Raw genomic sequence first — 24,712 nt, forward strand, 5'->3', positions numbered from 1 at the left:
TGAGCTTAATAAGAAAAACGCGCCATAAGCGCGTTTTAATACGGGGTATATCTCTTTAGTCACACCTATTGCACATTAGTTTTAGCGAGCTTTTTAGCATCAATCATATCTAAGGTGATATAAGCGGTTTCGTCTAAAAATGGATCCGGTGCTTCAGTAGTATCTTTAATGTCTTCCATGGATTTAACCACAGCCAAACCTTGAGCAACACGGCGTTCATTGGTTCTATCTAACAATTTTTTCTCATCAGCTTCACGAGAAGCAATTCGTTCACTCTCAACTAAAGAAATGGTCTTCTCTTTGTGATGCTTTTTAAATTCAGCAATATCTTGATTGATATAATTAAACTCTACGCTGTCTTTAATTCGGTTGAGGTGTTTCTTCTCTAAGTTAACAACCAACTCAGGCGTTACATCACTTAATCTATTGTATTGGGCTTCCGGAACTTTATCCCATGGCAATGCGTTTTTCTCTTCAGCTTCACCATACTCACCTGGCTCTAATGCACTTGGATAAGCAATATTAGGAGTGACCCCTTTAATTTGGGTGCTGCCACCATTAATACGATAAAATTTTTGAATAGTGTACTGCACATGACCAATAGGCTTATCATACATATCGTAAATACGGCCTAAACTCTTATGTTGCTGTACCGTGCCCTTACCAAAACTTGATTCACCCACAATTAATGCTCGGTCATAGTCCTGTAATGCAGCGGCGAAAATCTCAGATGCAGAGGCGCTATAACGATCAACCATCACAGTTAATGGGCCTGAATAGCTGGTTTTACCATCATTATCACGGTGTGCTGACACTCGGCCATCGGCATCCCGAATTTGTACGACAGGCCCCATATCAATAAAGAGTCCTGTCAGCAATACGGCCTCAGTTAACGCTCCGCCACCGTTTCCTCTTAAGTCGATAACAATCCCTTCTACTTTGGCTTCGTTAAGTTTAACGAGTTCTTTTTCAACGTCTTGCGACAAATTCATGTAGAAACCAGGGATTTGAATAACACCCACTTTACGATTGGCGTATTCACCTTCTTTAGGTTCAATCACTTTTGATGTTGCCGCGCGATCTTCGAGGCGAATCTTGTCACGAACTAAGGTCAAATTGAATGGTTTTGCATTTGAGCCACCCTTCTTAGGTAGAATTTGCAGAACCACTTTACTGCCTTTTGGCCCTTTTATAAGGTCAACAACATCGTCTAAACGCCAACCAATGACATCGACAATCTCGCCGCCCTCCTGACCAACACCAACAATTTTATCTTCGGGTGAAAGCTTCTCGCTACCAGCAGCAGGCCCGCCCGCAATCAAACTCTTGATCACTGTGTAATCATCTTCAAGCTGCAATTGAGCACCAATACCTTCAAGACTAAGGTTCATTTCCATTTGGAAACGCTCAGCATTGCGTGGCGATAGGTAGCTAGTATGTGGCTCTATGCTACGGGAAAAAGCATTCATCACACCTTGAAATACATCTTCACTGTTTGTTTGAGTGAGACGTTTGATCGCGTTGTTATAGCGCTTTTGTAAAATATCGACGATCTCAGGCCACTTTTTGCCTGTTAACTTAAGATTTAACGCATCATATTTAACACGTTGACGCCACAGTTCATTGATCTCAGCTTGATCCTTAGGCCAAGCAGCATCTTCCCTATCGTATTCGTACACATCAGCCGGAACTGTAAAATCAATTTCTTGATCCAATAATGACAAGGCATAAACAAAGCCTTCATAACGGCGCTTTTGCACTACATCAAACATCTTGTATGCAGGTTCAAGCTCACCGGAAATCAACATGTTATCGAATTGATTAATATAAGGTTTAAAGCTATCTACATCCGCTTGGGTCAATACATTGCGGCGATAATCCAATTGTTGTAGATAGCGATCGAAGATTTGCGCTGAAAACGCATCATCTAAGTTGAATCTGTGGTAATGCGAACGAGTATATAAGTCCGTCACTCTCTTACTGGCAACCTTATGTTGTGCCTCTTGCTTGAGAGTGGGTAACTCGCTGATTTGAATCGTGGGTGGTACGGCCCAAGCCGAAAATCCGACAAAAACAGTGGCAATCGAGATAGCCAAAGTGAGTTTTCGCATCAACAAGTTACTCCGTCTTAATAAATGATTACAGCAGGATATGTTCCGCTCTAACTTTAATCGTTAGACCGCTATCAAGCTGAACATGAATGTCCTCTTTATTAATGTCAGTGATCACGCCGGCAACGGGTGTCACACCTAACTTAACATTAACACGTTGTTTTTTCGCTAAATCAGTCAACTGTGCTTGCACTAAATTGACCACTGGCGCAGCAACTTTAGGTGCTGGTTTAGCAGGACGCTCAGTTTTAGGACGTTGAGGAACGGCCACTTTCTTATGCGCTTTTTTGGCTGCAGCTTTAGGCGTACTAGGTGCTTTTGCCGCACGTTTTGCCTTCGCTTTTTCCTGACTTTCTTTCAACATGGCTTGAGCATGATCAATATGTTCTTGCTCTAACTCACCACAAGGTTCGCCATCGAGGTTAACCCGTTGTGCGCCTGCTTTTACACATTTCAGGTAACGCCAGCTGCTGGTATAACGTCTTAAGGCAACTCGTAGTTGAGTTTTACTGACCTTAGAATCATCAGCCAACCTTTCAGCCAAATCTTGAAACAATCCGATTTTTAATGGCTTAGTTTCACCTTCAGCAATAAAGCACAAAGGAAATGTTTCATACAAATACGCCAAAATTGCATTGGTGTCGGTCAACTTATCTGTTGATTCCATCATTACTTCCACAGTCAAAAAGGGACATCGAATTCGAGGTGATAAAAATCAGCTTCTTACGTGTCGTTTGTCTTCGTTAAGCCCAATATTGAGCCAAGGTACAAATTAGCATTCTCGCCGCATTTTCTAAAGTTAAAAAAGTATAACTTAACCATTTTTTACGGCTTAACACATCAAGCTTATTGATGACATTGGTGTCAAACCGGCTTAATCGATGCTGGCGCATATTATAAGGCGCACGCTAGCGATTGCGACTATGAATTATGTGTTATTGCACGCAAATTAATCAAATAGGCAATTTTCAAAGCTTTTAACTAACAATTCCAGCCCTTTTTGGTCGTCTTCATCAAAACGATCGAAGCTCGGACTGTCAATATCGAGCACTGCAATAACTTTTCCGTTAGCACGAACTGGCACAACAATTTCAGAATTACTGGCAGAGTCACAGGCGATGTGTCCATCAAATTGGTGTACATCTGCAATCCGTTGCGTCTGATTAGTGTATGCGGCAGTCCCACAGACGCCTTTTCCTAAAGGGATGCGGGTACAAGCCACTTTACCTTGGAACGGGCCTAACACTAATTGCTCACCACGCATAACATAAAACCCAACCCAGTTAAGATCGGTTAAATTATCATTCAGCAAGGCGGAAAAGTTTGCCATTGCCGCCACAACATCATCTTCACCTTCAAGCAAAGCTAACGCTTGACGATTCAGTGACTCATAAAATTGCGATTTCATTATATTTCCTAACCTTGTCTACTCTGCCGCTTCAGCTTTTTTCGCTGTTTTCTTGGTTACCGCTTGATTCGTTGGCGTACTATTAACCTGAACGACGCCTTTAAGCAAGTTCGTCAGCTCATCTTTATTATTAGCAAAATAAAATGCGAGCCGTTCGCTCAGACTTTCATCAATGCCTAATTCAGATTTTTGAATGAAGGGGATCAGGTTATCAGCGATATCGAGCATCTTATCGTAGGCATCGGCCTCCTTTTTCGATGTGAATGTCATCTTTTCAACCCCTTCTCTTACCACGACAAACTGTGTAATAACTGCCATGACTGCCTCGCACTGTTTTTATATACAGTAACCAGAATGACATAGATCGAACTTGTGATGCAAGTGTTCTGATTAATCTGGTATTATCAGGCGGCTTTCATTAGTGAGATAAGCGAGTTTTTCTGACGTTTCAATGTCCAACAGCATATCACTGATGGGTGGACACTTAATTTCTTAGTCATTTTGGGGCTAATTAAATATTTTTATATGCATGAAAACACAGTAGAAAACTCTGTAATCCTCTGTCGTTCCTGCGACTTGGCTATCCGCAAACGCGCCTTACCCTCAGGTGTTAGAGCCCTATGTCCGCGTTGCAGCACTGCACTCTATGATACGCCATATTGCTCAGTAAATGGCATGTTAGCCTTGTGTATTACTGCGCTAGTATTTTATTTTCCAGCTAATTTTTTGCCTGTACTTGAGATCCATTTCCTCGGCAGCATTCGTACTACTACCGTGTTTCAAGGTGCATTTGCCGTATTTGAGCAAGGCTACTGGGTGGTAGGTTTAGCGGTATTAGCGGCTGCGGTAATAGGTCCAGGATTATTGATTTTATCCATTCTTACACAGATATTAATTGTCAAATGGGGGCTTTCTATCCCCTTTTGGCGTAACAGTTTAAAACAGTTATTGAAACTTCAAGGCGTGCTTTCTCAACTGACCATGTTAGAAATTTACGTGATTAGCTTTTTAGTTTCATCATTTCAATTATCTGATTTTTCAGATATTTATTTTGGAATGGGTACATTTTGCTTCACAATGTTGTTTCTCGTGACCTTATTTTTACAACGGGAATACGATCTAGAGCATATGTGGACCCTATTGGATGGGCATCGCTAGTATGAAACAGCAAGGTAAGGATATTGGCCTTTGTCTATGCCGTGTGTGCCAACAACTCAACACCACAGGTAGCACTCACTGCCTGCGCTGTGAGGCAGAGTTAAAGGTTCGTGATTACAGTAGCTTGCAAAAAAGTTGGGCGCTACTCATCACGGCCGCAATTTTATTGGTACCCGCCAATCTATACCCAATCACTATACTGACTAATCAGGGACAAGTGCGCCACGATACGATTTTTTCAGGGATCATCCATTTAGTGCACTCAGATATGATCCCTATCGCCATTATTGTGTTTATCGCGAGTATCTTAGTGCCTTGGATTAAAATCATAGGACTGTCCATTTACCTATGCGCGATCAGTTTTGAGCTTCCGATTTCAAAAAAGAAGTTAATGGTGGGATTTCATGTTATCGAGTGGATTGGCCGTTGGTCTATGCTTGATTTATTCGTAATTTCGCTCACTGTTGCGCTCGTTAATATGGGGCAACTGCTAGACGCTAAGCCCGCACCTGCAGCCACTGCATTTGCATTGGTTATTTTGTTAACTCAGCTCGCTGCAAAAGTTTTAGACACTCGTTTACTCTGGGATCGATTGGACACTCAAGATGACACAAATTGAATCGCCAAAAGTTGTGAAGAAAAAACTCTTTTCGCCCATTTGGCTGCTGCCGATTGTCGCACTCGCGCTCGGTGCTTGGCTTGGCATAAAAAGCATTAAAGAATCGGGTATTGAAATTCAAATTCACTTTCCCAGCGCCACAGGGATTGATGTGGGTAAAACCTTAGTGAAATATCAAGGCCTGACCGTCGGTAAAGTCAAAGACATTGGTATAGATGACGATCTCAAAGGTGTGAATGTCAAAGTGGTAATGGATTATCGCGCTAAGCCATTCTTAAATAAAGAAACCTTATTTTGGTTAGTGACACCTAAAGCCAGTATTACTGGTGTTGAAGGTTTAGATGCGCTGTTTTCTGGCAATTATATTGCGATTCAGCCAGGAAAAGGTAATGCGTCTACGTTCTTTGAGGCAGAACGACAAGCGCCGCCGATGCAAATAGGCTCTGAAGGCGTAATGATTGAATTAACTTCGGATAAACTCGGCTCTCTGGATGTGGGCTCACCTATTTTCTTTCGTCAAATCCCCGTCGGTAGTGTAGTTAGCTATCGATTAGCAGGTAACACAAATGTTGTTATCAGCGCCTTTATTCAAGAGCAATATGCGAGATTAGTGAAGAAAAACTCCTTATTTTGGAATGTATCAGGCGTTAAAGTTGATGCCTCACTCTCGGGCATTAAGGTCAGCTCAGAAAGCTTAGCGTCAATCCTTGCCGGTGGGGTCACTTTTAGTTCTGATGATACTGCGCCAGTCGCACAAAACGGCGACAGTTTTTCACTCTATGATTCAGAGGCTAACGCTATTGGTGGTGTCGATATCAATCTCACCATGGATGATGGTAATGGTGTAGAGAAAGGCACACACATTGTTTATCGGGGAATTCATGTTGGTACTATTGTAAGCAAGCAATTAACCACAAACGGCGTGACTGCAATTGCAAAGTTTGAAAATCAATACACCCATTTATTAACTAATGATGGCGTATTTTGGTTAGAAGGGGCTGAAATCTCACTTTCTGGCATAAAAAACCCTGGACGCTTACTCACTGGTAGCGTGATCAACTTCTTACCCGGTACTGGGTACCAAAACGTCCTACCGAGTAATTTCGTCCTGCAATCTAAAGCGCCCGATATGTTGAAGTCGAAAAAACGTTTTTTAACGATAACTTCTACCGAAAATATGGGTATTGCCGCAGGTGCAGAGGTTCGTTACAAGCAGCTCCCTATCGGCACTGTATTGAGTGTTAAATTGACCCAAGATTTATCTGCTGTCGAATATCAACTCGAATTACAGCCCGAGTTTGCCAGCCTAGTGCGGAGTGATAGCTACTTTGTGCCAGAATCGGCTCTCGCAATTGAAGCTTCACTTGACGGTGTATCCGTCAAATCGAGGGATTTTACCACGCTCACTAAAGGAGCTGTCAGTCTTATCCTAGGTAAGAGTGAAACGCCTCTTGCGGCCAATACCAGTCTCCCCTTATTCAGCTCAATCGATGCGGCTATCGCCTTTTTTGATCGTCAACATAAAGTTCATTTGACCTTAATCAGTCAAGATGGTGCAGATGTTAGCCAAGGTTCACCGGTTTATTATAAAAAAATGCAGATTGGTATAGTCCAATCCATTAATTGGCAAAGCAAAACAGAAGATTTTGTCATTAAACTCGCCATCGACAAAGAGTTTCAACCGCTGTTGCAAAAACCTAAGGTCTTTTGGCGTAATAGTGCAATAGAAGTAAACGCCAGTCTTGCAGGTATCGATGTCGCGGCTGCACCGCTGCAAGGCGCATTAAAAGGCAGTATCAGTTTAGGCTTACTCGATAGTGATAATGTTAAGCCCACTAAAACATCTACAAGTTTAAAACTCTATGAGAATAAGCAACTTGCGTTAACACAGGCACAACCTATCAGGCTCACGTTACCCGCTTCAGCCAAACTTGATGCAAAAGCCGCCATTCGTTACCAAGGCCATCAAGTAGGCGAAGTGTCACAAGTGAAACTCAATGCTGACCTAAATACATTAACGGCTACAGCTTACCTTTATGGGGAATATGCCGATCATTTCAGCCGCAGTGATTGTGAATATCATTTAGTGGATGCACAAATTTCACTCGCGGGGATCAAAGCGCCAGAAACCCTCATAACAGGTCCATATATTGGTGTACTACCGGGTAAAAGTAGTCAAACAGCGACTCAGTTTATTGCAAATGTGGTCGCTAGCAGTTACGCCAATGTACCCGAAGATGCGCTAAAGTTCACCTTAGAAGATGCGAGCTTAGGGTCAATGAAAGTAGGTACGCCGATCTTCTTCCGTGGGATTAAAATCGGCCAGATCGACGGTTATGGCTTATCAAAACAGGGCAACAGTGTGCTGATGCAAGCTCATATTGAACCTCAGTATAGCCATCTTGTTAATCAAACTAGCCAGTTCTGGGATGCTTCAGGCATCAAAGTGGATGTGGGAATATTCTCAGGCGCTAAGATTGAAGCGGGTTCACTGGAGACCTTGCTTGCCGGTGGGATTAATGTGGCCACAAAAGCAACAACCCAAGACAATAATCGACTCGCCAATGGCTCAATCATCAAATTGCAACATAAAGTTCAAAATGAATGGCAGGAATGGGCTCCAATTCAATAGCATGCTTGCCCGTTTATTTTCACTGTTTGAAGCTTACTAACACAAAATCAGGCGCAGATGCGCCTGATTATTTATCCCTTTATATCCCCGATAACACTAACCGTAAAACCAATAGCACACAGCAATAGCTGCGCTAATACCTGCAAAATCAGCACTTAAACCACAGGCTAAGGCATGGCGGCCATGACGAATACCCACTGAGCCAAAATACACGGCTAGAACATAAAATGTCGTTTCGGTACTGCCCTGAAAAATTGCCGATAATCGGCCTGCAAAGGAATCAACCCCGTGGTGATCCATTGTCTCAAGCATCATCGCTCTGGCGCCTGAACCACTAAAAGGTTTCATCAATGCCGTCGGCATCGCATCCACAAAGCGAGTATCAAAACCTAATATCCGTACACCACTTGCAATCAAGTGTAGTAAATAGTCCAAAGCCCCTGATGCGCGTAATAGACCTATCGCTAACAACATGGCTAGTAGATAGGGAATAAGCTGGATAGATTGGGTAAATCCAGCCTTGGCACCTTCGATAAACTCATCATAAACAGCCACTTTACGGATCCCTGCGACAATCACAAAGGTAAAAACGAGTAACAGCAGTACACCATTACCCATTGCGGTCGATACTGAACCTATCGCTTCAGCACTTAAGGTCATCAGATAAAAACCACTCGCCACTAAACCCGAAAGTAGTAATGCCCCATAACCAAGTACCACAGCGTTAAACAAGGAAATCCGCTGCACTAATGCCACGATAAGTAATCCTGCGAGTGTCGATGCCGATGTTGCCAATAAAATCGGCAAAAAAATATCCGCAGGTGCCGTCGCCCCCTGTTGGGCACGATAGAGAAATACCGTCACAGGCACTAAGGTCACAGAGGAAGTATTGAGCACTAAAAATAAAATTTGCGCATTGGTCGCCACGCTTTTTTGCGGATTTAAACTTTGCAAATCATGCATCGCTTTTAACCCAAGTGGTGTGGCGGCATTATCTAATCCAAAAACATTCGCTGTTAAATTCATCGTGATACTGCCAAAGGCAGGATGCCCCTTAGGCACTTCTGGCATCAAACGGCGCAACAATGGCTCAAATACAAAGGCGATCGCGCCTACCACTCCCGCTTTTTCGCCAACTCGCATCAATCCCATCCATAAAGAAAGCACTCCAATCAAACCGAGGGATATTTCTGCGGCAAGTTTCGCACTCGCAAATAATGCTTCGACCGATGTAGAAAGCACATCGATATGACCATTGAATATCTGCACAGCAATCGCTAACAGTGCCGTGATAAAGAAAGCTAACCACACCCTATTAAGCACACTAATCCCCTCATTTTTATTGTTTTTATTCTATTAGTTTACAGCCATTGAGTGCTAACCCTACGCAACTCAATGCAATATCAATGAAATACTCAGAGTATAAACATCAAACCATAATAGCGGCTTAGGCACTTGGGAGAAAATCTCAGACCCAATAAGCGATTATGATATACTCGCGTCAGTTGATACACAGTCTATTTCCCTATGGTTCAATGAAATCAATGGCTCAATTAAATCAAAATTTTATCGATACAATCACCCAAGAACTGCCCGCCCATTTGTCTATGGATGATTTTATTGCCGCCTGCGACAGGCCGCTTAGACGTTCAATTCGGGTCAATACCTTAAAAATCAGCACCGACGACTTTAAGACCTTGATGCAACCTAAGGGCTGGACATTTGATCCTATACCTTGGTGTAAAGATGGATTTTGGATCAGTTACGACGAAGAAGAACAACTCGGCAACGCCTTAGAACACATTCAGGGTTTATTCTACATCCAAGAAGCCAGTTCTATGTTGCCGCCGACCGCACTTTTTACACCTAGTGCATTTACGCCTAGTGCAAAGTGGCAATGCGTATTGGATCTCGCCTCCGCACCCGGTTCAAAAACCACCCAAATAGCCGCACTCATGCACAATTCAGGGTTATTGATCGCCAATGAGTATTCAGCGAGCCGCGTGAAAGTGCTACACGCGAATGTACTGCGCATGGGTGCGAGTCACTGTGCGCTCACCCACTTCGATGGCCGTGTGTTTGGTGAATACTTGTATGAAAGTTTTGATGCCGTGCTTATTGACGCCCCCTGTGGCGGTGAAGGCACAGTGCGTAAAGATGCCGATGCCCTAAAACACTGGAGCCTAAACGATGTACTGGCGATAAGTGAAACCCAAAAAGCCCTAATCGAATCGGCATTTTTAGCCCTAAAACCCGGTGGTAGCTTAGTCTATTCCACTTGCACCTTAAATCGCCTTGAAAACCAAGGCGTGTGCGAATATTTGAAGCAAACCTACGGTGATGCGGTGCAATTTGAATCCTTAAGCGATTTATTTGAGGGCGCTGAACGCGCTGCCACTCCCGAAGGCTTCTTACATGTCTGGCCACAGATTTACGATAGTGAAGGTTTTTTTGTCGCTAAATTGACAAAAACTGCCTCTGTGCCGCGTTTACAACCTGAGCCTACACTGCAAAAAAACTTCCCTTTTACTCCAGCAACAACTAAGCAAGCCCAAGGAATAAAAGACTATTTTCAACAAGACTTAGGGATAAGTTTGCCAGATGACCTTATTATGGTGCGTGATGATGAATTCTGGTTATTTCCGCATGAATTTAGGGATTTTATCGGCCGTATGCGGTTTCAGCGTATTGGTATTAAACTCGCCGATAGCACTAAGCATGGTTTTAAAGTCCGCCATGAGGCAATTATTGCATTAGCGGGAAAACAGCTCAGCCCAACCGCAAAAACGGTTGATCTGAGCGATGTCGAAGCAAAAGAGTACCTAATGGGAAGAGATATCAGCCTAAACACCGCAGTAAAAGCTCAAGGTGAAGTCATCGTCTGTTATGGCGGAGCCCCCTTAGGTATGGCAAAGCACTTAGGTAATAGATTAAAAAACAATCTCCCTCGGGATTTAGTGAAAGATAAAGTATTACTGCTATCAGAACAGATAAAATCGTTATAGTTTTACTATTTTTTAGCAAAAAATAACCTAAAAAAGGGGAATAAGCACACTACTCTAGGACCAAAGCTCTACTACACTGAGTCTAATGTAAAGTGCTTTGTATCGCTCTTTCACCTGTAGCGCACGGCTCTTTAACGAGCCATTCCCCTAGGCCCAAACAGCTATAATCGTTTTGGGCCTTTTTTTATACTTTCACACCGAAAATTCCGCGATACTATTGAACCGAATAGCAACGCTTATACCCATCATCACAGTAGCTAACTAAGTTCACTGACGGTCTATACTGATCACCCAATACGATTGAGGCTAGATTTCACGGCCAACTAAACGTGCCGCATCTTTGAATAAATTAAAGAAGTTATTGCTAGTGTACTCAGCTAGATCTTCGTAACGCTCGCCTCTAAGCTCTGCTACAAATTCAGCCACATCGCGCACATAGGCGGGCTGATTCTCTTGCCCACGATGTGGGATCGGCGCTAAATAAGGCGAATCTGTTTCAACTAGCAGACGATCCTTGGGCACCTTACGGATTACCGTTCGCAGATCTCCCGCATTTTTAAAAGTCACTATGCCTGAGACCGAAATATAAAACCCAAGATCAATGGCCGCCTTCGCCATCTCCCAGTTTTCGGTAAAGCAATGTAAAACGCCGCCAACTTTATCGGCACCGCCCTGCTTAAGCATATTAATCGTGTCTTCACGTGCATCACGGGTATGCACAATCAAAGGTTTATCCACGTCCACCGCAAGGGCTATCTGTTGCTCAAAACATTGCTGTTGAAGCCGTTTTGTTTCATCGGCATAAAAATAATCTAAACCCGTTTCACCAATGGCAACCACTTTAGGATCGGTTGCAAAACGGCGTATTTGCTCAACATCTAATCCTTCTTTTACATCCAAGGGATGCACCCCCGAGGATAAAAATACCTGATTAAAGGCTGCCATCTTGTCACGCATCGATTCAAATCCTTGCTGACGTACATTCACGCACAACATATAGTCAACACCACGGGCTTTAGCACCAGCAAGTATATGTTCTAGGGATAATTGATCTGGTGCCGCTTTTAGGCGATCAAGATGACAATGTGAATCGATAAGCACAGGGATTTCCAAGCAGATAAATAAAGGACGACAAGGATACCCATCCAAGGGATCGAGGTCAAATACCTATCTCGCCCGCAAGCAATCGAGTGATTACATGGTGCAGGTTAAATCGCCGGAAGCAAGTTCACGGGAAAGTAATTTTTCAATATGGTGTTTATGACTGTCAGGTTCTGAGAGGATCTTTATACCAATACCCGCTGGGCGACCACCGGAGGCGCCTAAAGGATTGATCCATACAACCACCCCACGAAACTCGTTGGTTGTCGTTGCACCGGGCAAACGATAGGCAATAGTTAAAGGCTGGCCTAGATAATGGCTTTCACTGGTGGTAACAAACAATCCCGCAGGCTTGATAAAAGGCATATAAGCCCGATAGAGCTGATGTAAGGTGTCAAAATTAACAATAAGATCGACCATGGCATGTTACTTTTTTGTTATTTCTCTATATTCTAAGACATAACTTTGACATAAGCCCAAATAATTGACAGTCGGCATTGTGCTTAAGCTATGACACATTCCCATGATCTTTGCCGCCAAGTTCCCTACTTGCGCCTGAATAAACGCATCTTGATGACTATTTTTTAATAAAATTTGTCGCAGTAGTAGATATAAAACCTTAAGTGCATCAATTATTTGCTGTTCATTCACTGTTAATAAACTAGCACACAGATGACCAGACGACAAACTTTGCGCCCAATCTTTGCGAAACTGAAGCAGGGATTGATAGCGGCTCGATTGTGTACCATCTGTTAGCAAACTCTCGGCCAATTTTAATGGTCCACCCACCACACTTAGGCACCAAGCCACATCCTCTTGAATATGACAATGCTGAGCTAACCAGGTTTTGATCATCGCCTTATTCGGCGCCACAAAAGGAATGCGCTGACAGCGACTACTGATGGTAGCCATTAAACGTGCCGGAGTATCCGACTGTAATATTAACAGCGTGTCCTTGCCCGGCTCTTCAAGGGTTTTAAGCAGTGCATTAGCCGATGCAGAATTAAGGCGCTCACTGTGATGAATAATCGCTACACGGCGACCACTTTGCTGCGCGGTTGCCGTAAGGCGTACGCAAAGTTCACGAATTTGATCGACCTTAATTTGATGTCCATCGGCTTCTATTTGGTAAAAATCGGGATGATTGCCCGCAGCGAATAACTGGCACGACTTACAAAAACCACATGCGCCTGCCGAATTAGGCGCTAAACACAGGGCTGCACGCGCCATAAACACACTAAACAGCTCACCACCGAACGCAGCATCGATACCAACGAGTTGGGCATGGGGGATCTTCTGGCATTGTAATTGTGCTAAAAATGCTTGCCTTGGCCCTTCGAGCCAAGGCAATTGCTCAGCCGTAAATCCGGACTCGGCTACCATGCCATCGCCTGTAGCACGGCCAAAATATCTTTATGAACTTCAGCCATGGTTTGACTTGCATCGATAACCACAATACTGTCATCTTCGCTGGCAAGCTTTAGATAAGTTGCGCGGGCGCGCTCAAAGAAATCAATGGTCTGCTGCTCGATTCTATCGAGTTCACCACGTTTAGCCGCGCGGGTGAGTCCAAGCTTAGGATCTAAATCTAAATATAAGGTGAGATCGGGTTTAAATCCCTTTAGTGTTGCAGCACTCACCGCCTCCACTAAGGGCATTAACCCTCGTCCACCACCTTGATATGCCAGTGATGATAGATTGTGTCTGTCTCCAAGTACCCATTGCCCTTGCGCAAGTGCAGGTTTAATTACATTAGCAACCAACTGCGCTCTAGCGGCATATATAAGCAAACATTCAGACTCGTCGCAGAGGGGATCGCTCGGATCGGCAATTTTGACTAAATCACGGATCCGTTCAGCGAGCGGTGTACCTCCGGGCTCTCGGGTACAAATAGGTGCTTGCCCAGTGTGCTTCTCAATAAAATCCCGAATAAGGGTAATTGCACTCGACTTACCCGCGCCTTCTAAACCTTCAATAACGATAAATTTTGCAAGAACTGACATTAGATTTTCTTTCTCTGCATTTTTACTTTGGTGATTTTTCTGGGGGCGCCGGTTTTATCTTACGCTGATATATGTCTACAGCATGGTTGTGTTCTTCTAGTGTGGTTGAGAACACATGGGTGCCATCGTTGCGCGATACAAAATAAAGGTAACTCACACTCGCAGGCTTTGACACTGCCATCAGGGATGCTTTACTCGGTGCAGCTATCGGTGTTGGCGGTAAGCCAAAGATACGATAGGTATTAAAAGGTGTCTCTTCGACTAAATCCTTGCGGGTAATATTGCCCTTATAGCGATCGCCCATACCGTAAATCACCGTCGGATCGGTTTGCAGACGCATACCTAGATTAAGACGATTAACAAATACACCGGCGATTTGCTCACGCTCATGGGCTTGGCCTGTTTCCTTTTCGACTATCGATGCCAAAATCAGCATTTCATAGGGCGATTTTAACGGCAAATTCGGCGCCCGTTCCGCCCACGCTTTAGCAAGCTCCTGCTCCATCATTTTATAGCTTTGAGTCAGCATGACTTTAGCATCCGCCTCGGCAGTATAATGGTAGGTATCGGGGAAGAATTTACCTTCTGGCAAAGCCGAATCGTCCCCCTGCTCTGTTAATACTGCAGTAAATACTTTGGGAGTCACTTGTAAATGTGGTGCGCTTGCTAGCTGTTGTTCCCACTCAGCAATGGTTTTACCTTCAACTAAAGTAATGCTGAAGATTTTGACTTTACCTGCCACTAAGTCGTTGAGCAAGTCCGTCACGGTTTGTGAGGACGACATTTCATAAAGGCCGGTACGAATCTTGGCAAGCTCTGGGCGAAACTTAAGTAACCATTTAAGTTTCCATGTGTCTTGAATAACGCCATCATCGGCTAACTGCTGTGCAAGTTGGTTAACACTGGTGCCTCGTGCAATGGTGAGCTCTTTAGGCTCAACAAGGTTCAGTGGTGTATTACTATAATCAACAATAGTTTGATAACCCCAGTAACCCACTAAACAAACTAATGTCAGTAAGGTAAGTAGAGTTGAACTGGCAATCAGGATCAGTTTTTTCATAGTGTGAGTGAAAGTGTCTGTCTAAGGTTGGCGGCTATAGGGGATCGAGTGAACTTAAGCGAATCTATCGCCAGTACATCCACAACACCTAAAACACTGTTAGTGATAAATGCCGAGTCAAACTCCCCTAAACGCTCGGCGCCAAATGGCAAACATTGAATATTGAACTGTTGTTCGAGCAAGGCATTAATCACCTGCTCACGCATCACGCCAGACACACCACATTGGGCTAAAGATGGCGTAATAACCTCATTGTCTTTGATAAAAAAGATATTTGCCATCGAAGATTCAATCACCCTCGCATCAGCATCTAAAACTAACCAATCATCGACGTTACTCGGTAAAAGCTGAGTTTTAATCAGTACTTGTTCAAGACGATTAAGGTGTTTAATCCCTGCCAATAATGGCTGTATACCTAGGCGAACAGGGGATGTTTTAAGGCTGATGCCATTTTTTTGCCAATGCGCATAATGGCTAGGAATGGGATGCACAGAGACGACTTCAGTCACATTCACCGCCTGTGGTGGTGCGTAACCTCTCCCGCCAATCCCCCTTGAAACTAAAAGCTTAATACAGTGACAGGGGTATTGTCTGGCCAAGGCCTCAAGCTGCTGACAAAGCGCACTTCCCATGTGCCATTCAAAACCAAGTCTTGCGGCGCCATCGGTTAAGCGTGATTGGTGTGCATTTAAAAATAAAATACCATCATGGCTCGTTCGCATGGTTGCAAACAGACCATCACCGTAAGCCAGTCCCCGATCCGAAGGATCAATACTCCCCTGCAACACACCATTCACCCAAATCACGGATGTTAGTCCTGACTTATGCGGCTAGCGACCGCTTCTTGTTGATCTTTATACTTGGCATTTTTACGGGTGTTATAGGGACGTGCCACTGGGCCACTTAAACGCTCAAAATTTAACGCACCTATGGTCATCCGGGGGCGCAAAGCCAAGGGTAATTTACCGCTATTGTAAAACTCGAGCACAATTTTACCCTGCCAGCCCGGATCGATACGGTGCGCAGTCACATGCACCATCAGGCCTAAACGCGCCAGTGATGAACGACCATCAAGCCAACCGACAATGTCCGCAGGCAGCGTTACACTCTCGTAAGTCACCGCGAGGGCTAATTCACCAGGATGAAGAAAAAAGGCTTCGCCATCAGGGATTTCGATAATCTCACTCATCACCCGGTCAAGCGCTGCCTGCATTTCTCCACTGGGACCACTTAAGTCGATAAAAGGTGCGGTATGATCTTTAAAGACGCGAAATTGTCCACCTAAACGTACATCCACACTCACACCAGAAATGGCATCAATACTAGGACGAGGTTCTATTACGATTGTGCCGTTATCAAGAGCCTGTTCAATTTCGATATCAGTTAAGCGCATCTTACCTATTACTCCCTAAGTTTTTATGTCGTTATTTTGCCAATAAGTGCTGAATACGAGTTTTTAAAATATCGGTCGCAATACGATTCTTACCGCCACGAGGCACGATAATATCGGCGTATTGTTTCGAAGGTTCAATAAACTGTAAGAACATCGGACGCACGGTTTTTTTGTACTGCGAAATAACAGATTCCATCGTACGACCACGTTCTGCCACATCACGAGTTAAGCGACGTAAAAAACAAATATCCAGCGGCGTGTCCATAAACACGCTGGCATCCATCAGTTCACGTAATTTAGGATCGGTTAATAGCAGAATGCCTTCTAAAATAATCACCTTTTTAGGTGTCATTGTTACCGTATCAGCCGTGCGAGTATGCTCTGTATAGCTATAACAAGGGATATCTACAGCTTCACCAGACTTTAACAACTGTAAATGCGTGCATAGCAGTTGATGGTCTAGTGCTTTTGGATGGTCGTAGTTGGTTAATACCCGTTCATCCATGGATAAATGACTCTGATCGCGGTAATACGCATCTTCATTAATTACCCCTATTTGATCTGTGCCTAAATCACGACGCAACTCGTCAAAAATCGTTTTGGCAATCAAACTTTTGCCCGATGCTGACGCGCCAGCAATTGCAATAATGACACACTGCTGAGAATTCATACCCTTAAACCTTACTCATCATCTGATACGCTAATAGAAACTGTTTTTTGACTCTGTTTAAGGGCCAACTCTGCACCCACTTTACGGGCAATTTCCCGATAAAGACCTGCCACTTCACTGTCGGGATCGGCTACAACCGTTGGTGCTCCCACATCCATTGCTTCACGGATATTAATATGCAGTGGCAAAGCGCCTAATAAAGGAACCTGATAACGCTCGGCCATTTTACTGCCGCCGTGCGTACCAAAAGGATGTTCTTTGTGACCGCACTCGGGGCATAAATGGAAACTCATATTCTCCACAATGCCTAACACTGGAATATTCACTTTCTGGAACATTGTGATGCCTTTCTTGGCATCGGCCAGTGCGATATCTTGAGGTGTAGTCACAATAACGGCACCACTGACAGGCACTTTTTGCGATAGCGTGAGTTGAATATCCCCTGTACCTGGCGGCATATCGATCACTAAGTAATCTAATTCAGGCCATTGGGTTTCATTGAGTAGTTGTGCTAACGCACCCGCGGCCATTGGGCCTCGCCACACGGCAGCTTCATCACCACTTAACATAAAACCAATTGATTGCGCGGCAATCCCATGGGCACTGGCCGCAGTCATATGCTTGCCATCCGGTGAAACGGGTCTGAAATTCGGAATGCCTAGCATTAACGGTACTGACGGGCCATAAATATCGGCATCGAGGATACCGACCTGCGCGCCTTCTGCCGCAAGTGCTAAAGCCAAGTTCACCGCCGTGGTTGATTTACCCACACCGCCTTTGCCTGAAGCGACAGCAATCACTTGCTTCACATTTGCGATAGGCGCAATAGACGATAACGCAGAATAGACCTTAGGTTGAAAATCGATTTCACATTCGACTTCATCAATGGCATCAAGCACAGCAAGTTTGTTGGTCAGTGCCATCACAGTATCGCGGTACTGCGTCATACAAGGATATGGATAGACTAAGCCAAGCTGCAAACGCTTGCCTTCTATCGCCAATTTATTCACGCATCCAGCGCTCACTAACCCTTTAGCTAAATACGGGTCGATATATGCATCGAGAATGGCCAGAACAGGCCCAAGAAGATCGTCATTTAAACGATAATCAGTCTGAGTTGAAGACAAAAGCATTACCCCCACCAATAAATTTGCCCAAGTGTACCAGATAATGACAAAAACATTAGTGCAGATTTAGCTCAATTGGCTCACGTTTTGATGAAAATCATCCTGTAATCGGTTAGTATCTCTACCATTATTTTTGGCCCACCACGATATTTGAGACAAGATGGCAACTTCACAACGTAAAATTCTCGTGACCAGCGCACTTCCCTACGCGAACGGACCGATTCATTTAGGTCATATGCTGGAATACATCCAGACGGATATCTGGTCGCGTTACCAAAAGCTTCGTGGACATGAGTGCCACTATATTTGCGCCGATGACGCCCACGGCACGCCAATTATGCTCAAAGCGCAACAATTAGGCCTAGCGCCTGAAGAGATGATTGCTCAAGTGAACAAAGAGCATCAGCAGGATTTCGCCGATTTTAATATCGCCTTCGATAATTATCACAGCACCCACAGTGACGAAAACCGCGTACTGGCGAGTGATATTTACTTAAAACTGCGTGCTAATGGCTATATCAAGAGCAAGAGCATTTCTCAGTTGTTCGATCCTGAAAAATCGATGTTCCTGCCGGACCGCTTCGTTAAAGGCACCTGCCCTAAGTGTAAATCACCCGATCAATACGGCGATAACTGTGATGCCTGCGGTGCGACATATAGCCCAACTGAGCTGATTAACCCGAAATCGGCCGTCTCTGGTGCTACGCCTGTGATGAAAGACACTGAGCACTTCTTCTTCGACTTACCCGCCTTTGAAGGCATGCTAAAAGAGTGGACTCGCTCTGGCGCTCTGCAAACAGAAATGGCCAACAAACTCGACGAATGGTTCGAGCAAGGCTTACAACAATGGGATATCACCCGTGATGCCCCCTATTTTGGTTTTGAAATTCCCGATGCATCTGGCAAATATTTCTACGTTTGGCTAGATGCACCTATCGGTTATATGGGCTCATTCAAAAACCTCTGTGACAAACGCCCTGAACTCAGCTTCGATGAATTTTGGGCGAAGGATTCTAAGGCCGAGGTTTACCACTTTATCGGTAAAGACATCGTTTACTTCCACAGCCTGTTCTGGCCCGCTATGCTGCACGGCTCAGGTTACCGCCAGCCAAACAGCGTCTATGCCCACGGCTATGTGACCGTCAATGGCGCAAAAATGTCGAAATCCAAAGGCACTTTCATCAAGGCGCGTACTTATTTAGATCATTTAGATCCTGAATATCTACGTTACTACTACGCCGCAAAACTCAGCAGCCGTATCGACGATTTAGACCTCAATCTAGAAGACTTCGCCCAGCGCGTAAACTCAGATCTGGTTGGTAAGTTAGTCAACCTCGCATCTCGCACTGCGGGTTTTATCACTAAGCGTTTCGATGGCAAGCTCGCGAAAATTACTGATACTACACTGACCGAGGCGTTTTTAGCCAAGCAAGAACAAATCGCCGAGTTTTATGAGACCCGTGAATACGGTAAAGCGATGCGTGAAATCATGGCATTAGCGGACATCGCCAACGGTTTTGTGGCCGATGCGGCGCCTTGGCAAATGGTGAAACAGGACGATCAACAGGAAGCGGCGCACCAAGTGTGTTCAAACGCCTTGAATCTGTTCCGTATTCTCGTGACGTATCTCAAACCTGTATTGCCACGTTTAGCCCAAGACGTTGAAGCCTTCTTCCAACAGACCTTAACATGGGATGGCTTAGCCCAAGATATGGCGGGCCATGAAATCTCGCCATTCAAAGCCATGATGCAACGTGTTGAGTTAGACAAAGTCAACGCTATGGTGGCCGACTCTAAGGAAAACCTGCAAGTCACGGCCGATGTACCAAAGACGGCGGAACCTGAAAAAACCGTTGAATCATCTAATGTCAGCAGTGAGCCGCTGGCTGACGATCCTATCAGTGAAACCATCAACTTTGATGATTTTGCTAAAATCGACCTACGTATCGCTCGCATCGTCAAAGCCGAGCATGTGGCCGAAGCCGACAAACTGCTAAAGTTACAGCTCGATATCGGCGGCGAAACGCGCCAAGTGTTTGCAGGGATCAAATCGGCCTATTCGCCAGAAGATCTTGAAGGCAAGCTGACGGTGATGGTTGCAAACCTTGCACCGCGTAAGATGCGTTTTGGCATGTCAGAAGGCATGGTGCTAGCAGCGGGCCCAGGTGGTAGTGACCTGTGGATTTTAGAGCCCCATGAAGGCGCACAGCCGGGTATGCGAGTTAAATAATCCGCACAAGATGACGCCCAAAAAGTAAGGCCGCATTCAGTGCGGCCTTACTTATTGAGACTACGAGTGAAATTATTCGGGGAGAAGTTATGGGCAATATCATTGAGCAGTTGTTGTTTTCTGCCTCAATAACGGGTCCGATCTGTTTGATGTTAGCCCTCGGGGTGATCCTAAAACGCACCCAAGTCATCAACGAAAACTTTATCGATGTCGCATCAAAACTCGTCTTTAATGTCACGCTGCCCGCACTATTGTTTTTAAGCATTATTAGCTCACATCACGATCTTGCCGCCAGTGCCCCCTTAATTGGTTACGGCCTATTGGCCAATCTGTTGTTTTTTATCCTTTCGACCTACGCGACGAAACGATTTTTCCCTGAGCCAAAGGATCAAGGCGTTATTATTCAAGGAGGATTTAGGGCCAATACTGCGATTATCGGCTTAGCCTATGTCTCTAACGCCTATGGAGAGTCTGGGGTTGCCTTAGCCGCAGTTTACGTGGCGTCGATGACGCTACTCTATAATATTCAAGCCGTGATTTGCTTAAGCCCGAGGGGTGAGGAATCCAGCCGCCGCGCTTTTGCGGTGATCATAAAAACCATCACCAAAAATCCGCTAATTATCGCCATTATCCTTGGCATGTTGTTTTACCTGCTCGCGATTCCTGTACCGAAAATGGTCCTCGATGCGGGACAATACTTTGCCAATATGACCCTGCCATTAGCGCTACTTTGCACTGGTGGTTCACTGGATATTGGCTCACTCAGACATGAAAAGTATTCCACTTGGTTCTCGACCGCCTTAAAACTTATCTTTGCCCCACTGTTTATCACCCTAGGGGCCTTGATGCTTGGCTATCGCGGAGTGGAACTTGCCTTAGTGTTTTTGATGAGTGCAGCGCCCACGGCGGCCGCAAGTTATGTGATGGCGCGGGCCATGGGCGGAAATGCCACGCTTGCGGCTAATATAATCGCACTCACCACCGTTTGCTCGCTGCTTACCTGCACCTTAGGCATTTTTATCCTGTCTACTTTAGGGCTGATTTAATAATACAAAGGCGAGCTATGCTCGCCTTTAAACTTAATGAATTCTAATGGCTGCGATGCCGTTAAACAGGGTTGGTGATATCCACAAAATGGTGCACTAAATTAAACTCACGGGCGAGATGACGCCCTAGGGCTTCAATGCCGAAACGCTCAGTCGCATGGTGCCCCGCCGCATAATAATGTATGCCCTGCTCTACTGCGCTATGGAAAGTACGTTCGGATACTTCACCACTGATAAACGCATCCACGCCCAGACTTGCCGCCACATCGATATAATCCTGCGCACCGCCCGTGCACCAAGCTAAATATTGGATCTTGGCATCGCTATCACCGATATGCAGTGGCGCTCGACCTAGGGCATTCTCAAGGGTATTTGTAAATTCGCTAGCACTGACAGGTAAATCGAGTTTGCCACGCCACAGGAGGCCCTGAGCCACCTCTTCGATGGCTTCAGCGTCGACTATCCCAAGTTGTCTGCCCAAAGTGGCATTATTGCCGAGCATTGGGTGAGCATCTAAAGGTAGATGATAACCAAACAAGCTAATATCGTGCTGGAGCAGTGCCTTAATACGACGCTGTTTCATCCCCGTAATAACCTCGGGTTCATTCTTCCAAAAAAAACCGTGATGAACCAAAATCGCATCGGCCTTTAATCGAATAGCTTCATCGATCAAGGCTTGGCAAGCCGTCACACCCGTCACTATGGTGTGGATCTCGTTCTTACCTTCTACTTGTAATCCGTTAGGTGCGTAATCCTTAAATGCGGCTACCCGTAAAAAGTCTGCTAAATATTGACCCAATTCTGTCCGTGTCATGTCATCACCACATGCATTAATTGTTAAAGATGATTGTCTCAACCTACATGGCTAAGTCAATGCGAACACCACCTTGAAGGTATACGACTCGCACTCGGTCACCCGCATTAAATACCATTCCGGGATCATAATCTTGGATAACCATAACTTGGGTGCCATCTTCTTGGTTGATCATCAGTTCCACCAGCTTAAACGATTGCACACTCGTACCACTGCCATAACGATTACCAATACCACCGCCGATAAGAGCGCCTAAAATTGTTGCTACATCGCGGCCTGAACCGCCACCAAACTGATGGCCAATAACTCCACCAACTAATGCACCACCAAAGGTTTTCCAACCTTGGTTTCTGTCTTCGATAAGCTGAGTTTCTGTGATATTGCGCACAGAGGTGACATCACCATAGAGGACTTTCTCTACAGGGACGGCTTGATTGCGGTCGTAGGCTGCATTAGCAGGAGTTAATAGAAAGGCAAAAATAAACATAAAGCTTGCTAGAGTAGGTTTCCACATATCCGAATTTCCGCTAACTTAGTAGAAGGGTTTATTACTGAATCATACGCAATTGTGAAGTCACTGTCTTTTCTGAATCACGAATTTGAAGCTTTTCCTTCACCCGAACTCGCCTTAACGGATCCCAATGGATTACTGGCGATTGGCGGTGACTTACGTCCAGAACGCTTACTGACCGCTTATTATAACGGAATTTTCCCTTGGTTTAATGCCGATGATCCTATTCTTTGGTGGTCACCCGATCCCCGCGCAATATTTATGCCCGGTAAAATCCGTATCAGTACAAGTTTATGCAAGTATCTAAAAAAACAGCCATGGCATTTCACCATCAATCATGCCTTTACTTCTGTGATGGCAGGATGTGCCGAGCCACGTCCAAAGCAAAATGGCACTTGGATAACCGATGAGATTCAAATGGCTTACCGTGAATTACATAAAAATGGCCATGCACATTCTATTGAGGTATGGGAAGGTGGGCAATTAATTGGCGGCCTTTATGGTTTAGCCATAGGCCAAGTGTTTTGTGGTGAATCTATGTTTCACCGCCAAACCAATGCCTCAAAAGCAGCAATAGTGGTATTGCAGCAACACTTAGTAAAAATGGGATTTAAACTGATTGATGCTCAGGTAATGAACCCACATCTAGAAAGCTTGGGAGCAAAGGCGATTAAACGAACTCATTTTATTGAATTACTGACCCAATTTAGGGACAAAAAAGTGCATCCAGATGCTTGGATACCCAGTGAGGTGTTCCTTGAACTCTAACGCCAATAAAACACCGATAGCTATCGGTATCAGCCAAATTTTCCCCTGTAGCTACCTCGAGGATCAGCAGGAGCAATTGCTCGTTATCCAAGAGGAGACTCTCGATCCCATTTTATTTGAGCGTTTATTAGCCATTGGTTTTCGCCGCAGTGGTAGCGCTATCTATAAACCCCGCTGTCCTCGATGTAGCGCATGTCAACCAATCCGATTACCCGTTCGGGAGTTTATACCGTCCAAACGACAAAAGCGTACATTGGCTAATAATCGCGATTTAACGTGGCGCATCACATCTAGCCAGACCGATGAGCAATACACACTTTATGAGCGCTATATCCGTCAACGGCACTTTGACGGCCCGATGTTTCCTCCTAGTAAGGAACAATATGAGCAGTTCTTATTTTGCCATTGGTTACCCCCTACTTTCATCGAAGTCTATGCTGGCAATAAACTTATCGCGGTTGCTGTGACTGACACGTTACCGAACAGCCTCTCAGCCATTTACAGCTATTTTGATCCTGATGAAGCCCATCGTTCACTCGGCGTGCTGCTGATTTTAATTCAATGCCGACTTGCAAAATTACAAAGAAAAGAATTCCTTTATCTCGGATATCAAATAGATGCAAACCGCAAAATGTCCTATAAGCGTTTATATCGCCCTTATCAAATTCTAACCCCCCAAGGGTGGGAGTATTCCTAAGTTTGCTAAGTACTTCCCCTTTACAGCAAGGTGAATTTGGGGCATGATACGCCCGTTTTTTATATTCGAAGGCTAATGGGATAATTAATTAATGGCGAAAGAAGACAACATTGAAATGCAAGGCACTATCCTTGAAACCTTGCCAAACACAATGTTTCGTGTAGAGCTTGAAAATGGTCATGTGGTGATAGCCCACATTTCAGGCAAAATGCGCAAAAACTACATCCGGATCCTCACTGGCGATAAAGTTACCGTCCAGTTGACTCCTTATGATCTGACCAAAGGTCGTATTGTCTTCCGCGCACGCTGATATAGCCTCATAAATTTAAAAACCCGGCAAGGCCGGGTTTTTTTGTTGG

Annotated in this window: 25 protein-coding genes; 9 read left to right on the forward strand and 16 right to left on the reverse strand. The window is 44.8% G+C overall.

Annotation, left to right across the window (positions count from 1 at the left end):
- Nucleotides 1-65: 65 nt before the first annotated feature.
- The 4 genes from prc to JEZ96_RS10735 form a co-directional block, all read right to left on the reverse strand.
- Complete coding sequence (gene prc / locus JEZ96_RS10720; protein WP_011919425.1) at nt 66-2,111, reverse strand: carboxy terminal-processing peptidase; 2,046 nt, start codon at nt 2,109-2,111, stop codon at nt 66-68.
- Between the two features lie 28 nt (nt 2,112-2,139).
- Nucleotides 2,140-2,778 (reverse strand): RNA chaperone ProQ, encoded by a 639-nt coding sequence (gene proQ, locus JEZ96_RS10725; RefSeq protein WP_128090069.1) that lies wholly within the window; start codon nt 2,776-2,778, stop codon nt 2,140-2,142.
- 282 nt (nt 2,779-3,060) lie between these two features.
- Entirely contained in the window at nt 3,061-3,519 is a 459-nt protein-coding gene (locus tag JEZ96_RS10730) for a GAF domain-containing protein (protein WP_014610698.1), read from the reverse strand.
- A gap of 18 nt (nt 3,520-3,537) precedes the next feature.
- Nucleotides 3,538-3,837: a YebG family protein gene (locus tag JEZ96_RS10735; RefSeq protein ID WP_014610699.1), complete on the reverse strand. Its 300-nt coding sequence runs from the start codon at nt 3,835-3,837 to the stop codon at nt 3,538-3,540.
- 207 nt (nt 3,838-4,044) lie between these two features.
- Between JEZ96_RS10735 and JEZ96_RS10740 the strand changes: the two genes are divergently transcribed.
- From JEZ96_RS10740 to JEZ96_RS10750, 3 genes are read left to right on the forward strand one after another with little or no spacing between them, the layout of a single operon-like run.
- Entirely contained in the window at nt 4,045-4,677 is a 633-nt protein-coding gene (locus JEZ96_RS10740; RefSeq protein WP_014610700.1) for a paraquat-inducible protein A, read from the forward strand.
- A gap of 1 nt (nt 4,678) precedes the next feature.
- Nucleotides 4,679-5,296: a paraquat-inducible protein A gene (locus tag JEZ96_RS10745; RefSeq protein WP_041408168.1), complete on the forward strand. Its 618-nt coding sequence runs from the start codon at nt 4,679-4,681 to the stop codon at nt 5,294-5,296.
- The gene (locus tag JEZ96_RS10750; RefSeq protein ID WP_025007812.1) at nt 5,283-7,928 is read left to right on the forward strand and encodes an MlaD family protein; all 2,646 of its coding nucleotides are present in this window, start codon (nt 5,283-5,285) and stop codon (nt 7,926-7,928) included. Before JEZ96_RS10745 ends, JEZ96_RS10750 begins: the two co-directional genes overlap by 14 nt.
- Nucleotides 7,929-8,024: 96 nt before the next feature.
- Here JEZ96_RS10750 and JEZ96_RS10755 read toward each other — a convergent pair whose 3' ends face one another.
- Nucleotides 8,025-9,251, reverse strand: a complete 1,227-nt coding sequence (locus JEZ96_RS10755; protein ID WP_014610702.1) for a nucleoside recognition domain-containing protein — start codon at nt 9,249-9,251, stop codon at nt 8,025-8,027.
- A gap of 221 nt (nt 9,252-9,472) precedes the next feature.
- On the opposite strand from JEZ96_RS10755, the gene rsmF reads away from it, so the two are divergent.
- Nucleotides 9,473-10,933, forward strand: coding sequence for a 16S rRNA (cytosine(1407)-C(5))-methyltransferase RsmF (gene rsmF / locus JEZ96_RS10760; RefSeq protein WP_195826183.1), 1,461 nt, complete (start codon nt 9,473-9,475; stop codon nt 10,931-10,933).
- A 306-nt stretch (nt 10,934-11,239) separates the two neighbouring features.
- Here rsmF and JEZ96_RS10765 read toward each other — a convergent pair whose 3' ends face one another.
- The 9 genes from JEZ96_RS10765 to apbC all read right to left on the reverse strand — a co-directional run bounded on the left by JEZ96_RS10765 (nt 11,240) and on the right by apbC (nt 18,287).
- A complete protein-coding gene (locus tag JEZ96_RS10765; RefSeq protein WP_061783416.1) occupies nt 11,240-12,034 on the reverse strand; it encodes a TatD family hydrolase in 795 nt (264 codons plus the stop codon).
- Nucleotides 12,035-12,127: 93 nt separating this feature from the next.
- The gene (locus JEZ96_RS10770) at nt 12,128-12,454 is read right to left on the reverse strand and encodes a PilZ domain-containing protein (protein ID WP_011789129.1); all 327 of its coding nucleotides are present in this window, start codon (nt 12,452-12,454) and stop codon (nt 12,128-12,130) included.
- Between the two features lie 6 nt (nt 12,455-12,460).
- Nucleotides 12,461-13,417 carry a DNA polymerase III subunit delta' gene (gene holB, locus JEZ96_RS10775; protein ID WP_025007810.1) on the reverse strand — a complete coding sequence of 319 codons (957 nt, stop codon included), beginning with the start codon at nt 13,415-13,417 and terminating at the stop codon, nt 12,461-12,463.
- Nucleotides 13,411-14,037: a dTMP kinase gene (gene tmk, locus JEZ96_RS10780; protein ID WP_025007809.1), complete on the reverse strand. Its 627-nt coding sequence runs from the start codon at nt 14,035-14,037 to the stop codon at nt 13,411-13,413. The genes holB and tmk overlap by 7 nt, the downstream gene beginning before the upstream one ends.
- A 22-nt stretch (nt 14,038-14,059) precedes the next feature.
- Entirely contained in the window at nt 14,060-15,097 is a 1,038-nt protein-coding gene (gene mltG / locus JEZ96_RS10785) for an endolytic transglycosylase MltG (protein ID WP_025007808.1), read from the reverse strand.
- Nucleotides 15,094-15,903 carry an aminodeoxychorismate lyase gene (gene pabC / locus JEZ96_RS10790; protein ID WP_025007807.1) on the reverse strand — a complete coding sequence of 270 codons (810 nt, stop codon included), beginning with the start codon at nt 15,901-15,903 and terminating at the stop codon, nt 15,094-15,096. Before pabC ends, mltG begins: the two co-directional genes overlap by 4 nt.
- Before the next feature lie 5 nt (nt 15,904-15,908).
- A complete protein-coding gene (gene dcd, locus JEZ96_RS10795; RefSeq protein WP_011789124.1) occupies nt 15,909-16,490 on the reverse strand; it encodes a dCTP deaminase in 582 nt (193 codons plus the stop codon).
- Nucleotides 16,491-16,521: 31 nt separating this feature from the next.
- The gene (gene udk, locus JEZ96_RS10800; RefSeq protein ID WP_011789123.1) at nt 16,522-17,160 is read right to left on the reverse strand and encodes a uridine kinase; all 639 of its coding nucleotides are present in this window, start codon (nt 17,158-17,160) and stop codon (nt 16,522-16,524) included.
- Nucleotides 17,161-17,171: 11 nt separating this feature from the next.
- Nucleotides 17,172-18,287, reverse strand: a complete 1,116-nt coding sequence (gene apbC, locus JEZ96_RS10805; RefSeq protein WP_025007806.1) for an iron-sulfur cluster carrier protein ApbC — start codon at nt 18,285-18,287, stop codon at nt 17,172-17,174.
- 160 nt (nt 18,288-18,447) lie between these two features.
- Here apbC and metG point away from each other — a divergent pair, with 160 nt between their 5' ends.
- Together metG and JEZ96_RS10815 are read left to right on the forward strand one after the other, a co-directional pair.
- Entirely contained in the window at nt 18,448-20,517 is a 2,070-nt protein-coding gene (metG, locus tag JEZ96_RS10810; RefSeq protein ID WP_025007805.1) for a methionine--tRNA ligase, read from the forward strand.
- Nucleotides 20,518-20,606: 89 nt separating this feature from the next.
- The gene (locus JEZ96_RS10815; protein WP_025007804.1) at nt 20,607-21,563 is read left to right on the forward strand and encodes an AEC family transporter; all 957 of its coding nucleotides are present in this window, start codon (nt 20,607-20,609) and stop codon (nt 21,561-21,563) included.
- Between the two features lie 61 nt (nt 21,564-21,624).
- Here the strand turns inward: JEZ96_RS10815 and JEZ96_RS10820 are convergent, their stop codons facing one another.
- Nucleotides 21,625-22,377 (reverse strand): Nif3-like dinuclear metal center hexameric protein, encoded by a 753-nt coding sequence (locus JEZ96_RS10820; protein ID WP_014610710.1) that lies wholly within the window; start codon nt 22,375-22,377, stop codon nt 21,625-21,627.
- A gap of 43 nt (nt 22,378-22,420) precedes the next feature.
- Complete coding sequence (locus JEZ96_RS10825) at nt 22,421-22,891, reverse strand: outer membrane lipoprotein (protein WP_011789118.1); 471 nt, start codon at nt 22,889-22,891, stop codon at nt 22,421-22,423.
- Nucleotides 22,892-22,945: 54 nt separating this feature from the next.
- Here JEZ96_RS10825 and aat point away from each other — a divergent pair, with 54 nt between their 5' ends.
- The 3 genes from aat (at nt 22,946) to infA (ending at nt 24,663) form a co-directional block, all read left to right on the forward strand.
- The gene (aat, locus tag JEZ96_RS10830) at nt 22,946-23,656 is read left to right on the forward strand and encodes a leucyl/phenylalanyl-tRNA--protein transferase (protein ID WP_025007803.1); all 711 of its coding nucleotides are present in this window, start codon (nt 22,946-22,948) and stop codon (nt 23,654-23,656) included.
- The gene (locus JEZ96_RS10835) at nt 23,646-24,353 is read left to right on the forward strand and encodes an arginyltransferase (protein WP_014610713.1); all 708 of its coding nucleotides are present in this window, start codon (nt 23,646-23,648) and stop codon (nt 24,351-24,353) included. Before aat ends, JEZ96_RS10835 begins: the two co-directional genes overlap by 11 nt.
- Nucleotides 24,354-24,444: 91 nt before the next feature.
- The gene (gene infA / locus JEZ96_RS10840) at nt 24,445-24,663 is read left to right on the forward strand and encodes a translation initiation factor IF-1 (protein WP_006081934.1); all 219 of its coding nucleotides are present in this window, start codon (nt 24,445-24,447) and stop codon (nt 24,661-24,663) included.
- Nucleotides 24,664-24,712: the final 49 nt, after the last annotated feature.

Source organism: Shewanella putrefaciens, assembly GCF_016406325.1.
GTDB classification, from domain to species: Bacteria; Pseudomonadota; Gammaproteobacteria; order Enterobacterales; family Shewanellaceae; genus Shewanella; species Shewanella putrefaciens.

Coding starts and splice junctions, on each gene's coding strand:
- JEZ96_RS10740 (WP_014610700.1), top strand. CDS start 4,045: ATGCATGAAAACACAGTAGAAAACTCTGTAATCCTCTGTCGTTCCTGC.
- rsmF (WP_195826183.1), top strand. CDS start 9,473: ATGGCTCAATTAAATCAAAATTTTATCGATACAATCACCCAAGAACTG.
- holB (WP_025007810.1), bottom strand. CDS start 13,417: ATGGTAGCCGAGTCCGGATTTACGGCTGAGCAATTGCCTTGGCTCGAA.
- JEZ96_RS10770 (WP_011789129.1), bottom strand. CDS start 12,454: ATGGTCGATCTTATTGTTAATTTTGACACCTTACATCAGCTCTATCGG.
- JEZ96_RS10750 (WP_025007812.1), top strand. CDS start 5,283: ATGACACAAATTGAATCGCCAAAAGTTGTGAAGAAAAAACTCTTTTCG.
- JEZ96_RS10820 (WP_014610710.1), bottom strand. CDS start 22,377: ATGACACGGACAGAATTGGGTCAATATTTAGCAGACTTTTTACGGGTA.
- dcd (WP_011789124.1), bottom strand. CDS start 16,490: ATGCGCTTAACTGATATCGAAATTGAACAGGCTCTTGATAACGGCACA.
- JEZ96_RS10825 (WP_011789118.1), bottom strand. CDS start 22,891: ATGTGGAAACCTACTCTAGCAAGCTTTATGTTTATTTTTGCCTTTCTA.
- JEZ96_RS10815 (WP_025007804.1), top strand. CDS start 20,607: ATGGGCAATATCATTGAGCAGTTGTTGTTTTCTGCCTCAATAACGGGT.
- udk (WP_011789123.1), bottom strand. CDS start 17,160: ATGAATTCTCAGCAGTGTGTCATTATTGCAATTGCTGGCGCGTCAGCA.
- JEZ96_RS10735 (WP_014610699.1), bottom strand. CDS start 3,837: ATGGCAGTTATTACACAGTTTGTCGTGGTAAGAGAAGGGGTTGAAAAG.
- prc (WP_011919425.1), bottom strand. CDS start 2,111: ATGCGAAAACTCACTTTGGCTATCTCGATTGCCACTGTTTTTGTCGGA.
- tmk (WP_025007809.1), bottom strand. CDS start 14,037: ATGTCAGTTCTTGCAAAATTTATCGTTATTGAAGGTTTAGAAGGCGCG.
- JEZ96_RS10730 (WP_014610698.1), bottom strand. CDS start 3,519: ATGAAATCGCAATTTTATGAGTCACTGAATCGTCAAGCGTTAGCTTTG.
- proQ (WP_128090069.1), bottom strand. CDS start 2,778: ATGGAATCAACAGATAAGTTGACCGACACCAATGCAATTTTGGCGTAT.
- metG (WP_025007805.1), top strand. CDS start 18,448: ATGGCAACTTCACAACGTAAAATTCTCGTGACCAGCGCACTTCCCTAC.
- infA (WP_006081934.1), top strand. CDS start 24,445: ATGGCGAAAGAAGACAACATTGAAATGCAAGGCACTATCCTTGAAACC.
- JEZ96_RS10745 (WP_041408168.1), top strand. CDS start 4,679: ATGAAACAGCAAGGTAAGGATATTGGCCTTTGTCTATGCCGTGTGTGC.
- mltG (WP_025007808.1), bottom strand. CDS start 15,097: ATGAAAAAACTGATCCTGATTGCCAGTTCAACTCTACTTACCTTACTG.